The sequence below is a fragment of the Microbispora sp. CSR-4 genome (assembly GCF_008033685.1).
Classification (GTDB): domain Bacteria; phylum Actinomycetota; class Actinomycetes; order Streptosporangiales; family Streptosporangiaceae; genus Microbispora.
This window is the reverse complement of the sequence record NZ_VJVX01000013.1, coordinates 110705-124457: the sequence shown is the minus strand read 5'-3', so window position 1 is coordinate 124457 and position 13753 is coordinate 110705. Positions and strand designations below refer to the sequence as shown.

Here is a 13753-nt window from a genome sequence, read left to right as displayed (position 1 = left end):
ATCTCAGACGGTGCGATCGGCGCGGCCGCCGCGAAAGACGATGTCGGCCGTCCACGCCTTTTTCCCTGGCCCTCCCTGGCAGGCTTTGTTGTAGCAGCGCCAATACCAATTCCCGTTGCTACGGCGACGCAGATCGATTTGCCGCTGCCGGCAGCGACCGCAGCGAGGCGGCCGGCTGAAGTCCTCCGCGTGCTCGTGCTGCAGGATCTTGCGGGCGAAGTGGCCACCGCGCATGGTCACCATCACTTCCCGTGTCCGGTGCTGGGAGAGCACGTTGAGGCTGCCCAGCATGACGAGGCGCTCGTCGATGACGACGATCTTCTGGTGCATGTCGTTGACCTCGATGACAGCCGGGACGATCGAGCGGAGTTCTGCCAGGCAATCGGCGAATCTCTCCTTCTGCTGCAAGGAGTCGCTGGGATCCCGGACGAAGACCGTGACGCGGACGCCCCGGGCCACCGCCTCCTTCAGCGCGGGGAGGATGGCCCTGACCCGCCTGGCCACCCAGGGGGACCACAGCCAGACGGAGTGGCGTGCTTCGGCGAGGCGGGCGGTGAAGGTCTCATAGAACGAGCGCTCGTCGTCGACGGCGGTGATCTCCACGTGGCGTCCGAGGACGTCGGCCAGCCGGGCGCCGAAGGGACCGAGGTCGGCGGCGACGTCGGCGGGTGGTGAGATCAGCTTCGTCGCCTCCAGCCGACGGATCTTCCGCTCCTGGTGTAAGGCGGCGAGGTGACCGAGTGCGGTTCCGGCGCGTGCATGAAAGAGTCGTTCGCCGCTTCCGATGACGTAAAGCCGGGTCCTGACGCGCGTGACGGCGACGTTGAACAGCCGCAACCCCTCGCGCTCCCAGCGCCCGGCGCCAGGGCGTGCGGATGCGTCGGCCATCCACATGCCCCCTCCGTGATGCCCTTCCACCGTGTCGAAGACGACGATGGGGAACTCCCGGCCCTGGAAGCGATGGGCCGTGCCGACCTCGACCAGCTGCCGATCAGCTTGCTCGATGTCGCGCAGCGCCTCCAGGGTGGCCTCTGCCTGCACGCCGTAGGGGGTGACGATTCCCGCAGTTTCGCCGTCGTCCTGATGAAGGTCGATGAGGGCACGGGAGAGCAGGATTCCCGCCGGCCACCAGCCGCTCTTGCGGCCCGTACGGTGGACCTGGGCCAGCTCGTGCAGGCCGTCCGTGTCGACGAAGACGATCTCCGGATCGTCGGCGGTGCGGGGCCGCAGTCCGGCGCCCGCCTTGAGGACACCGCCGTAGGCGAGACGGTTGGCCAAGTCCATGACATGCGGACCGAAGCGGTGCTGGGTGTCCATGACCAGGCAGCCCTGGTGCTTCGCGGCGGCCTCCGGCGAGGTGACATGGCAGTGTTCGTAGACGTCGGGGACCAGCCAGCGCCGGATGTCGGGCCGATCGCTGTCTTTGATCGGATTCGGCAGCACCGCGCCGAGCTGCATGAAGTCGCCCAGCAGAACGGCGGAACCCGAGGCCTTGGCCGTGGCCAGGAGGACCTCCGGCAGTGTCGCGGCTCCGACCTCGTCGATCAGCACGACGTCGTAGGGGCCCGCGAGGACGGCCTTGGTGGTGCGGAATCTGGCAAGCGTCGTGGCCACCAGCCGCGCCGCTTTGATGATCTCTCCCTGGGCGTCACGGGCGAGCCGGTCGTACTCCTCCTGCAGCTCGCAGTGCCGTTTTTCCAGTTCGGTGCGGCGAGCGGCTTCCCGAGACGCCTTCCTGCGCAGTGTTTCGGCCTCCGCATGGTGAGTGGGCCATTCGTGCCGCTCGCACTCGGCCACCAGCTCTTCCGCGGCCCGAGACATCGCCTCGGCCTGCCGTAGGCTTTCGAGGCGCTCCAGCGTCGCCATTTGAGTCGTCTGCAGAACGCTGAGCTCGGCGGCCGCCCGGCGCGCGGAGTCCTCGCGGCGCGTGATCTCGTCAGGCCCGAACGGGATGCGGGCGACGACCTGCGCGAGCGCCGCTTCGGTGTCCTCGCGGAAGCGTTCCGCCGTACGGCGGGCCGTCGCAGCGTGGGAGCGCAGCTCATCTCGGAGGGACACCGCGCCCACGAGCGCGCGCTCGTGCTCCGCCAGCCTGCCCCGATCCCGCCATCTGACCTTCCCCGAAGGGCGCCGCAGCTTGCTGATCTCGCCTTCGATCCGCGCGCAGTCGTGCTCCGCGAGCAGGGCGCGGGCCTCGGCCTGTGTGGCGGCCTCCTCGACCTTCGCCACTTCCCGGCGTTTCTCCTCGACCCGCTGCCACTCGCGTCGTGCGGGGAGCGCTTTGATGGCCGCCCGCTCGGCGGCTTCGCATCGCCGCTGCGCGTCCGCCACAGCCCATGCGCCGTTCTCCGCGGCCCTTTCGCATGCGGTGAGAGCCTCCGCCAGGGACTCGGTGCCGAGGCCGGGCGTACGCAACCGGATGCGCGCCTTTTCGTATGCCGCGGCGTCGAAGCCGGTGAGCCGGGCATCGAGATGGCGCAACCGGTCTTCGTCGCGACGCATCTCCAGAAGCTGCTCCGCCACGGCCCGGCGTCGCTCTTCGACCTCGGCCAGCCGCGTGCGCACCATCAGAGGCAGGCAGACGTCCGGATCTTCGGCGACCTCTCGAAGCTGCGGCGGCCCCACCCGGACGACCTCGCCCGGCCGATGACGCTGCTGTGCCAGCACCCCCTTCAGGGCGTTGTCAACGGCGATGTTGGTGCTGGAGACCAGCAGGATCCGCTTGCCGGCCGTTATCATGTCGCCGATCGCGGCCTGCAGCAGCCGCGTCTTCCCGGTCCCCGGCGGTCCCCAAACCAGCCAGACGCCCGCTCCGAGGCAGGCTCGGTATGCCAGTTGCTGGGCGGGCAAGAGCCCCGGGGGCGCCGGAGCCTCCGACAGCGTTCCGCCGATTTCGCCGCGGGCGAGCAGGTTGGCGAGGCCGCCGTCGGGGAGCCCGGCGATGCCGTCGCGCAACGCGGTGAGCAGGAAGTCCGGCGGGTGCCGCAGGATCCAGACGTGCGGGTCGGGCGGGGCGGCGAACTCTGCCACCCGTATCCGCAGCAAACGCCCTTCCACCGTCGCGTCCATGGCCCGAAAGCCGGCCTTGACGCTGCCCGGTTCCGCGCCCGCCAGACATAATTCGTTCAGATGGTCGGCGCTCAGGTCCGACCCCCGGATGTCGACCACGAAGATTCCGGGCTCGGCGGTGGCCCGCGCGGCGCCGGCCCGCCGCCATTGTGGCGCTCGCCCGCCTCCTCCTTCCAACGCGATCCACTGGTCCAGTGCCGTGACCACTTCATCACGCCATCCCAAGCGGCCCCTCCACGCCAACGACGCCCCCATGTGGCCGAACGCCTGTCCATCCGGCGACGTTTGCCCGGCAGCCGATGCTAAATCATGCGCTGAGGCGTCTGGATTTTGTCCTGATGTTTCGCATGGCATTCGGTCCGTCGTTATTGTTGGCGAACGGTCCTTGATTCGAAACTCGCACAATAGAGCGAATGTGTGATTCGGGAGAATTCGCGGTCGGCGACAGCGGGTGGCTGCCACCTCGTTCATGAGCACAGTCGCCGCCTGGAGTTGCTCCCCGGCGCCGTTCGATCACACGCCGGGCACTCGTAGCGCAGGTCCGGCTGCCCCGCGCGGTCCTGCTCATAGCGGACGAGCATGCGCCGGCAGCGTCCGCAGTCGTCGCCGGGACGGCCGCTCCCGGGTGCCGATCCCGAGCGCCGCCGCTGCATGCGCCGTACGGCGTCGGCGAACGCGTGGTGCTCGGTCCGCAGCACGACACCGGTGCCGGGGCCAGTTGGGCGCTCGCCCATGGCACTCGGCTTCGGACTGGTCTGCCCGCGACGCTCGGGGCCGTGACGAGCGGGCTCTCGGGGTAGAAGGCCGTGCTGACGATGTGGCCGATGTGCTCGCGCATCCGATATTGCTCGGTGAGGGCGGTCAGGCGGGCGGGCATCCGGCCCTCGGACGCGGCGCTCGTGATCCCCGCCTTCTCGAAAGGGCTGCGCCGCAGCCATTCCTGTGCGGCCGGGGTGTCCGCGACGGTGACCGGCGGCAGCTGGCGGAAGTCCCCGGCGATCACCGTGTGCCCGCGGCCGGCCCCGGCGACGAGCATGGCGAGGGCCGCGCTGGTCATGCTGGCCTCGTCGAGGACTGGTCTTGCCGGTGCCCGGTGGGCCCCACAACCATGTGAGCGTCGGCGCGAGGGCAAGCTCCACGGCGTTGCGCTGCCCGGCGTTGAGACCGTCCAGCTCTTCAACAGGCAGTCTTCCGTGTGCGGTCGAGACGCGGCCCCGCTCCGGTGACACAACGGCCAGCGCGGCGGCCGCGTCGAAGCCGGGGCCGCCGTGGGCCGGCTCGTCCAGTCGCTTGCTCTGGGCCGTCAGCAGCCACGACAGGTCCAGCCGCAGGGTCGCCTCCCGCGCCGTAGGAGCTCCCGGAGGCAATGAGAGGGTGACGACGTTGCCGAAGACCGAGACCACCTCGACCTCGATGGCGAGCTCCTTGACGATCAGAGTGGCCGGACTTCCCTCGGCAACGCCGAGCTCGCCCTGGGCCTCGAACCGCATCAGCGTGCGGCGGCCCGCCGCACCCGCCTCGTCGCCCCCGGACAAGGGCACGTCGCTCTGCGTCCGGCGGTTCGTCACGGTCTTCAATCCGTCGCGCAGTGCTCGGGCCGCTCCCGCGGCCACCTCGGCCCAGCCTGAGGGGACGGCCCGACAGGTGGGACCGGCTCGACGGCGGGAAGATCGGCCGCCTCCGCCGGACGCCGCACGACCGCTGCCGCATGTCCCTCGAAGAGGTTCTGCCGGGGGGCTCCTGCCGCGGGGTCCTTCGGCGACCGGTGCGGCCCGGCCCCGGGGCACCCACAGCTCGCCGTCGAGGTCGGCGATTCCGTGGGTGACGCAGGTCTCCCAGAGCAGGCCGAAATCGATGCGCCGCAGGCCCGCCTGCTGCACCGCCTGCAGCAGCGCGTCGCGTGGCACGGGACCGGACGCGAGCGCCTTCTGCACCACGGTGCCGAGCTTCGGCTCCCGGCGATCCGCCATGTGACTCCCATCGGCCGGCGTCGGGGGCTGTCATGTCTAGCGCATGTTCGGGGCCACTAGTAGATCACTTGTGAATTCGAGACACAATCCTATCTTGGTGTAGACAGGTATTGATGATCTGGCGTAGATTGCGGCGCGTGCTTCCGGGCGGGATCTTCCCGCAGTCGGCTTTGGACCGATCCTTCGGGCCATGATGCAGAAGCCGCATTACGGTGTCTTGGTGTAGCGGAGCACGGCGCAAGCTGGCAAGGGTCGTCGGCGAGGGGTGAACGGGTGACGAGCGCGACGTCGGAAAGACCGGCCATCGGCGAGCTGGTCGCGATACGCGGGCAGCGATGGGTGGTCGGGGAGGTCGAGCCTGGCGAGAGCAGCACGCTGGTGACCCTGCAGAGCGTCGAGGACGGACGGTATGGCGACACGCTGGAGGTCGTCTGGGAGATCGAGCCCGGCCGCCGCGTGCTGCCCAGCGGCTCGCTGCCCGACGTGACTCCCGACGGATTCGACTCGCCCGAACGCCTGGCCGCGTTCCTCGACGCCATCCGCTGGTCGGCCGTCACCAGCGCCGACGTCAAGACGCTGCAGGCGCCGTACCGGTCCGGAGTGGCCATCGAGGACTACCAGCTCGAACCGGTCTCCCGCGCCCTCGACGCGCCCCGCGTCAACCTGCTGCTCGCCGACGACGTGGGCCTCGGCAAGACCATCGAGGCTGGGCTCGTCGCCCAGGAGCTGCTGCTGCGCCACCGCGCCCGGACCGTGATGATCGTGTGCCCGGCCGGCCTCACGCTCAAGTGGAAGGACGAGATGGCCGAGAAGTTCGGCCTCGACTTCACGATCATCGACACCGAGCGCTGCGCGCAGGTCCGCCGTACGCACGGCAGCGCGGCCAACCCGTTCACGGTCTATCCGCTGAGCATCGTGAGCCTGCCCTGGCTGCGCGGCCAGAAGGCGCAGCGGCTGCTCGACGAGGTGCTCGACCCCGGCGCGATGGAGCGCCGCTTCGACCTGCTCATCCTCGACGAGGCCCACCACGTTGCGCCCGCCGCGCCCAAGCAGGTGTACGCGGTGGACTCCCAGCAGACCAAGCTCATCCGCCGCCTGGCCCCGCACTTCACCCACCGGTTGTTCCTGTCGGCGACCCCGCACAACGGCTATCAGGCGTCGTTCACCGCGCTGCTGGAGATCCTCGACGACCAGCGGTTCGCCCGCGGCGTCGACCCCGACCAGGCCGCCGTCAAGGAGACGGTCATCCGCCGGCTCAAGCGCCACATCGTCAACGCCGACGGCACCAAGCGGTTCGTCGACCGGGAGGCGAGCGCGATCCCGGTCCTCTACCCGCCCGACGAACGCCAGGTGCACGACCTGCTCAAGCGGTTCGCGCAGGTGCGCCGGGCCAGGCTCAACAAGAACGTCAAGGGCCGCAAGGCCGCCGACCTCGTGACGCTGCTGCTCAAGAAGCGCCTGTTCTCCAGCCCCGCCGCCTTCGCCCACACCCTCGACGTCTATCTCGACGGCGTACGCGAACCCGTCGAGGTCAGGCAGGACGACGACGCCGACGTCGAGGAGTGGATGGACGACTTCTGGGAGGAGACCGCCACTCTCGACGACGAGCCGCTCGCCGAGGCCGAAGACGACGCGCTGTCGCTGGCCGCGCCGCTGCAGGGCGTCGCAGGCGACGAGGAGATCGAGCTGCTCCAGCGCATGCGCGCCTGGGCCCGCGACTACGAGTCGTCGCCCGACACCAAGGCGCGCGAGCTCATCAACTACCTGCGGGCCGTCTGCCGCCCCGACGAGCACTGGTCGAACGAGCGGGTCGTGGTCTTCACCGAATATCGCGACACCCAGAAGTGGCTGGTCGACCTCCTGCGGCAGGAGGACCTCGGCGACGAGCACCTCGCCGTGCTGCACGGCGGCATGTCGGCCGACGAGCGCGAGCAGCTCCGGGTCGCGTTCCAGAAGGACCCGAGCGAGCATCCCGTACGCATCCTGGTCGCCACCGACGCCGCCAGTGAGGGCATCGACCTGCAGAACCACTGCCACCGGCTGGTGAACTACGACATCCCGTTCAACCCGAACAAGCTGGAGCAGCGGATAGGCCGCGTCGACCGCTGGGGCCAGAAGCGCACGCCCGACATCCGCCACTTCGTCGGCACCGGCTGGGACACGGCCGTCGACTCCTACGAGGCCGACCTGGAGTTCCTGTCGCGGGTGGCCAACAAGGTCGCGCAGATGGAAGAGGACCTTGGCTCGGTCAACGCGGTGCTCGCGCGAGCCGTGCAGCGGCGCATGCTCGGCGACATCGCCGACTACGACGTCGAGCAGGCCGGTGATCCGGCGAGCGCGGTCCCGGCCGAGACGAACGTCCGCGACCAGGTGCGCAAGCTCCGCGCCAACCTGGACGAGACCGTCGCCGAGCTGGGCCTCACCCCGGCGAACGTCAAGCGGGTCGTCGACACCGCTCTGTCGCTGGCCCGGCAGCAGCCGCTCACACCGCATCTCGACGAGAAGCACCTCACCGAGGGCCTGTTCGATGTGCCGCCGCTGACCGGTTCATGGGAACGTGCGGGCGCCGGGCTGCTGGCCAAGACGACGCGCAAGGACGAGACACCGCGCCAGAGGCCGGTGACGTTCGACCCCGAGGCCACGCTCGACCCCGAGGGCCGGGTGCGCGACGACGTCGTGCTCGCCCACCTGGGGCACCCGCTGGTCGCCATGTCCACCCGGCTGCTGCGCGCCGCCGTCTCCAACGCCGAGATCGGCCTGCATCGCGTCACGGCCGTCGTCAGTGACGACCCCGCCCTGGAGACCACCCTGGCCGGGGCGTTCTCCCGGTTCGTGCTGGTCGGTGGTGACGGTGTGCGGCTGCACGAGGAGGTCCTGTATGCGGGCGGCTGGGTGCCGTCCGACAGCGGCCGGTTCCGCCGCCTGGAGAACCTGACCGTGCTCGGCGGCATCCTCGACCGTGCGCTCACGCAGGGAACCCCGGCCTCTGCCCCCGTACGGCACCGCCTGGCCGAGGCGTGGCCGCGGGTGGCCGGGCCGCTGCTGCAGTCGATCGACTGGCGCACCGAGCAGAAGCGCGGCCAGCTCGAACGCAAGCTCGCCCAGCGGATGGAGGCCGAGCAGGAGCGCGTCAAGGCCAACCTGAAGCGGTTCGAGGCCACCCTGCGGGCCAAGCTCGCCGAGGGCGACCAGGACGGCGACGCGCTGTTCAGCCGCCACGAGGCGGTGTCCAAGGAGGAGCGGGACCAATACCGCAGAGATCGCAGATCCTGGGAGGAACGCCTGGCCGGGCTCGGCCGTGAGCGTGACCGGGAGCTGGCGGAGATCGCGGCGCGCTACCGCGACCCCAGGCCGCATCGGTTCCCAGTGGCTGTGGTCTTCGTCGTGCCGAGGCGGGAGGCAGTCCGATGAGCAGATTCAGGAGCATGGTCAGCAAGGACGTCGACCACCAGGGGTGGCTCGCGCTGGTCGAGGTGAGCGGTCCGTTCCTCAGCCTCCCCGTGCTGCGCGCCACCTGGCCGGCCCTCGACGCGGTCGACAAGCAGCGGCGCGACAGGCTCCGCCTCGCCCACACCGCCTGGCAGCAGGGCGGCGACCGCCGCGACTGGATCGAGCACGTCCTGCGCGGCCTGCTGCGCTGGGACGATGCCGTCCACATTGGCGGGCTGGATCACCTGGCGCTGGACGTCCCCGAGCACGAGACCACGATCACGCCGTCGTTCGCGCTTGCCGTGCCGGGCCACCAGCCCAAGCCCGACACCGTACGGCTGCTCGGCATGATCACCAGCGGGCATCCGACGGCCCGCATGAAGCACGCCAAGTGGGCAGCCACCCCCGCCGACCGGATGGCGCAGCTCTGCCGCCATCACGGCGTGGAGCTTGGCCTGGTCACCGACGGCCGCTGGTGGACGCTGGTGTGGGCGCCGCGCGGCGGCGTGACGACGACGGCGACCTTCGACGCGATCCCGTGGCCGGAGGCGGCCGAGCGCGACGTGCTGCGCGCGTTCGTGTCGCTGCTGGGCTTCGACCGGTTCTTCTCGTTCCCCGACTCCCAGCGGTTGCCGGCGCTGCTCAAGGCCAGCCTCGACAGCCAGGAGGACATCACCGAGGCCCTCGGCGTGCAGGTGCGCCAGGCCGTGGAGTTGCTCGTCGCCGCCATCGGCCGGGCCGGCGTGCCCGACGACGTCACCGCGCACGAGGTCTACCGCGGCTCGGTCTCGGTCATGATGCGCGTCGTCTTCCTGCTGTTCGCCGAGGAGCGCGGCCTGCTGCCGTCCGACAACAAGGTGTACGCCACGGCGTACTCGGCCGGGCGCCTCTGCGCCGAGCTGGAGCAGCGCGCCATCGAGGGCAGCGAGGAGGAGCTGGAGAACAGCCACGCCGCCTGGCACCGCCTGCTCGCGCTGTTCCGCGCCGTACACAGCGGGGTCGAGCACCCGCGCCTGACCATGCACGCCCACGACGGATCGCTGTTCGACCCCGACGCGTACGCCTGGATGCCGCTCACGATCGACGACCGCACGGTCATGCACATGCTGCGCGCCGTGCAGTACGTCGAGGTCGGCAGCGGCAAGAACCGCGAGCGCCGCACGCTCAGCTTCCGCATGCTCGACGTCGAGCAGATCGGCTACGTGTACGAGGGACTGCTGTCCTTCGACGGCTTCCGCGCCGCCGATGTGGTCGTCGGCCTGGTCGGCAAGCCCGGCCGGGAAGAGGAGGTCGAGCTCCACGACCTGGAGGCGCTGGCCCGAAACGCTTCCGGTGACCTCGCCGAGAAGCTGGCGGAGAAGTACAAGGACTCGGGCATCGGCAGCGTGGCCGCGCTGCGTAAGCGGCTCGCGCCGCTCGACGAGGCCGGCGCGCTGGAGGCCACCCGCAGGCTGCTCGCCGTCACCGGCGGCGACGCCGACCTCGCGCGGCGGCTGCTGCCGTTCGCCGGGCTGCTGCGCGACGACCTGCGCGGCCTGCCCGTGGTCATCTTGCCCGGCGCGCTGTACGTCACCGAGTCGGCCCTGCGCAAGAACACCGGCACCCACTACACGCCGAAGTTCCTGGCCGAAGACGTGGTCAAGAACGCGCTGGAGCCGCTGGTCTACTCGCCGGGACCGCTGCAGACGGCCGACCGCTCACAGTGGAAGCTGCGCAGCTCGGCCGAGATCGTGGGCGGGGACGGCCACCGCGGCCTGAAGATCGCCGACATCGCCATGGGCTCGGCGGCGTTCCTCGTGGCCGCCGCACGCTACCTGGGGGACCGGCTGGTCGAGGCGTGGTCGCAGGAAGGCCGCGAGGAGGCCGCCGCCTACCTGGAGACCGCCGAGGACCGTACGGCCGATGCCGACGCGGACCCCGTCGTCATCGAGGCCCGCCGGCAGGTCATCGAGCACTGCCTCTATGGCGTGGACATCAACCCCATGGCCGTCGAGATGGCCAAGCTGTCGCTGTGGCTGGTGTCTATGGACTCCTCCCGGCCGTTCACCTTCGTGGACGACCGTCTCGTGGTCGGCGACGCGTTGCTCGGCATCACGTCGCTGGAGCAGCTTGAATACATGCACCTCGTGCCGTCGCGCGGGCGCAAGCTGTTCAGGGACTCGGCGCTCGACTTCACGGCGGACGTGCAGCGCATGGTGCGCGGCACCGCCGACAAGCGGCGGCGCCTCGTCGACATCTCTGTGGAGGAGAACGGGATCGACGCGCTGAACAAGAAGCGCAGCATCCTGTTCGAGATCGACAGCGAGCCCCGCCAGCACCGGCTCTTCGCCGACCTGCTGGTCGGGGCATCGCTGAAGTACGCCGTGGAGCAGGGCAAGATCAGTGATCGTGAGGTGGAGCCGGAGATCGGCAAGCTCCGCGGCTTCGACAGAGCCTCGCTGCAGGCGGCGCATCTCGCCAGCGCGGTCGTTCGCGGCGAGCCCGGCAGTTGGCCGGCGGCCGAAGAGGCGCGGAAGGAGTGGCTCGCCACCGACCAGGTCCCCGGCACCTTCGATCGTCGGCCGGTGCATTGGCCGCTGGTGTTCCCCGAGGTCTTCGAAGAGAAATCTGCGGGCCACTCGGCTGAGCCCGGCGGCGATTCGACCCCCTCGGCCTCGGCCGGTCCAGGCTTCGACGCCATCATCGGCAACCCGCCATTCTTTGGGGGGCAGAAGCTCACGGGCTCCTTGGGGGTCGCCTACCGCGAGTACATAGTGAGCGCCATTGGCCGTGGCGCGCGCGGCAGCGCTGACCTTGTGGCTTACTTCGTGCTCCGCGCACACGACATCCTGAACGAGCACGGCCAGACGGGTTTGATTGCCACGAACACCCTTGCTCAGGGTGACACCCGGGAGGTCGGTCTCGATCAGCTTGTAGCCGAGGGCATAACCATTCGCCAGGCCATCAAGAGCAAGCCCTGGCCCTCCAAGTCCGCCGTCTTGGAGTACTGCGCTATCTGGACCACTCGTGCTGCCATTAGTGATCAGGTTCAGCGAGTGGCGGACGGCGTTGCAGTTGCAGCCATCACGCCGTCGCTCGACCCTGAGTCCCGCGTATCGGGGAATCCGTATCGGTTGTCCGGCAGTGCCAATCTCTCGTTTATTGGGTCCTACGTGCTCGGCCTGGGTTTCACCATGGAGCCGGACGCTGCGAAGAGCATGATCGGACGCGATCCGCGTAATAAGGACGTGCTCTTCCCCTACTTGAATGGCCAGGACCTCAACTCCCGACCGGACTGTTCCGGGAGTCGCTGGGTCATCAACTTCCATGACTGGTCAGAGGAAAAAGCAAGATCTTATACCGAGCCGTACGACCAGGTACTACGGCTAGTTAAGCCCGAGCGGGCCGCAAATAAATATAGCAAGACTGCGCGAGATCGCTGGTGGCTGTTTGAAAGAGCGCGGCCAGAGTTATATGCAGCTATCGCAGGGCTCAAGCGAGTCATTGTGATTGCGCAGACGAGCAAGACTGTGATGCCAGTTCTTGTGCCGACTGGGCAAGTCTTCTCGCATATGCTCGTGGTCTTCGCATCTGGCGATTCGGCCCTGCTGACGCTGCTATCAAGCGCCCCGCACTATTGGTGGGTTGTCAAGTATGCGGCAAAAATGAAGGCGGATCAGCGTTACATTCCTTCGGACTGTTTTGAAACGCTGCCGCTGCCCGAACTTACGCAGGAGATGCGGGAGCTGGGGGATCGGCTCGACACGTACCGGCGGGAGCTTATGCTCGCTCGCCAAGCCGGCCTCACCGCGACCTACAACCTGGTCAACGATCAGGCCTGCCAGGACGAGGACATCGTCGAACTGCGCCGCATTCACCGAAACATCGACGCGGCGGTCTGCCGGGCCTATGGCTGGGACGACATGCTCGACAAGCTCGACCACGGCTTCCACGCGGTGGGGGGCCGGGAAACCCGCTACACGGTCGGCCCCTACGCACAGCGCGAGTTTGTGGACCGTCTTCTCGAACTCAACCACGCCCGCTACGCCGAGGAGGTCGCCAAGGGCCTGCACGACAAGAAGAAGCCCGCCAAGCCCAAGCCGGCCAAGCCCGCCCGCGCCTCCAAGGACGCCGAAGCCGCCCCGCCCGGCCTGTTCTGAACCGGTAGCGGCTCGCCTCGGGAGCGGTCATAGTTCGACTGACAGCCGATGCACTTCAGCCCGTTTGCTGAGCCCAGAGCGATTGCCTGACCAGCAGCGTCGGCGAGCAGGGAGACGTCCCCCTGCTCGCCGGACTCCGGAGAGGAGCGAGGCGTGCCAAACCTTCCCCAGGTGATCACCACGAGGGGTAGCGACCGTTACCACGCGAGCGAGGAATGCCCCATGTGGCTCGCGGGCCGGCTCGGCAGCGAAAGCCAGGGCAACCGCCTGCATAACGTCCTACAAATGTCCGAAGCGGAAGCCCGAGCCGACGGCTGGACTCCATGCCCCGGCTGCATGGGCACCGAACACATGTAAGCCCGCTGAAGCGGCCCGAGGCCGCCCCTCTCGGCCTACTGCGTGTCGGGAGTCACGCGGTTTCACTTACAGCAGGAAGTACTCTCCCTGATGCCGACTCCTGCGAGAGGAGATGTAGTGAGCCCGGGCTTACCGCTGGAATTGACGGGGACCCAGGCTTCGCGTTGTGTGACATCAGTTGCGGCACACGCTCAATTAGATGCTTGCCAAGCAACAGGGTGTCTTTAACGTACCGTCCCATCTCCATCTCGGCTCTGGCGGCGATGTCAGTGATGACATTAGAAAGCCGTTCACATGGTGAGGAGGCTCATGACATGGTGGCGAACCTGCTGAAGGACGTCGTCCTTCACCGTGCCGAAGAGACGGTTGTCGAAGTCTCGGTCTTCGGCGGTCCAGATACGATTCGCCCGAACAAATGACGGCGCCACTAAGCCGATAGTTTGCCAGTCGGTGATCGGCACGTCGTATGGTCCCATCATCGCGGCACGTTTGGCACTGGATGACACCATGGCGGCGAGAATCGTTCGGGTCGGCCCTGCGCCGGTGGCTGCAAGAATCAGGACAGGTCGTTTCTTATATGGCTGGGCTTCTGAGTGGCTGAAGGGGAACCACACCAGCCTTACTTCTCCGGGAGTCATAGGTTGTCGTACAGGGCGTCCTCGGGATTGTCCCAATCCTCAGTCCATAGCCGTGACACGTACGCCCTCACGTGCTCGTCGGTGCCGTCATCCTCATAGGACATATCGACTGCCAGCGGCGCGTTACTTGCGACTGTTGACCAAGGCCCTT

The 13753-nt window shown here is 68.5% G+C and carries 5 protein-coding genes; 2 read left to right on the top strand and 3 right to left on the bottom strand.

Annotated features, from left to right (window positions below; genetic code table 11):
* Nucleotides 1-3: 3 nt before the first annotated feature.
* Both FLV34_RS13005 and FLV34_RS13000 read right to left on the bottom strand, forming a co-directional pair.
* Complete coding sequence (locus FLV34_RS13005; protein WP_222709487.1) at nucleotides 4-3276, bottom strand: AAA domain-containing protein; 3273 nt, start codon at nucleotides 3274-3276, stop codon at nucleotides 4-6.
* 260 nt (nucleotides 3277-3536) lie between these two features.
* A complete protein-coding gene (locus tag FLV34_RS13000; protein ID WP_147943198.1) occupies nucleotides 3537-3803 on the bottom strand; it encodes a hypothetical protein in 267 nt (88 codons plus the stop codon).
* Nucleotides 3804-5312: 1509 nt separating this feature from the next.
* Between FLV34_RS13000 and drmD the strand changes: the two genes are divergently transcribed.
* Both drmD and FLV34_RS12990 read left to right on the top strand, forming a co-directional pair.
* On the top strand, nucleotides 5313-8450 hold the full coding sequence (gene drmD, locus FLV34_RS12995) for a DISARM system SNF2-like helicase DrmD (RefSeq protein WP_147943197.1): 3138 nt from the start codon (nucleotides 5313-5315) through the stop codon (nucleotides 8448-8450).
* Between the two features lie 14 nt (nucleotides 8451-8464).
* Entirely contained in the window at nucleotides 8465-12607 is a 4143-nt protein-coding gene (locus FLV34_RS12990; protein ID WP_187280621.1) for a DNA methyltransferase, read from the top strand.
* Between the two features lie 647 nt (nucleotides 12608-13254).
* Here FLV34_RS12990 and FLV34_RS12985 read toward each other — a convergent pair.
* A complete protein-coding gene (locus FLV34_RS12985) occupies nucleotides 13255-13602 on the bottom strand; it encodes a type II toxin-antitoxin system PemK/MazF family toxin (RefSeq protein ID WP_142647645.1) in 348 nt (115 codons plus the stop codon).
* Between the last annotated feature and the right edge of the window lie 151 nt (nucleotides 13603-13753).